This window comes from Microbacterium sp. UBA3394, assembly GCF_002358725.1.
Taxonomy (GTDB): Bacteria; Actinomycetota; Actinomycetes; order Actinomycetales; family Microbacteriaceae; genus Microbacterium; species Microbacterium luteum.
The window spans coordinates 1-299 of the sequence record NZ_DEPK01000240.1; the positions used below are offsets into that span (position 1 = coordinate 1).

General features: G+C 67.9%; 1 protein-coding gene. It reads right to left on the minus strand.

The features are described from left to right. Positions 1-299: response regulator transcription factor (locus B4E30_RS14485; protein ID WP_286795817.1), on the minus strand; the 299-nt coding region annotated here is incomplete at both ends.

A 299-nucleotide genomic window follows, 5' to 3' on the forward strand; every position in this document is an offset into this window, starting at 1 on the left:
CCCGCGTTGCGCATGAGCACCTCGAGCAGCTCGAACTCCTTCAGGGGCATGCTGATCTCGCTGCCGTCGACCGAGACGGTGTGGCGATCGATGTCGAGCGTCACGCGGCCGCCCTCGAGGATGTGGTCTTCGAGGTCGGCCTCGGCCTGCGCGTTCCGGCGCAGCACCGCGCGCATGCGGGCCAGCAGCTCCCGGGTCGAGTACGGCTTCGTGACGTAGTCGTCGGCCCCGAGCTCCAGCCCCACCACGATGTCGACTTCGGAGTCCTTGGCGGTGAGCATGATGATCGGCACCTGCGA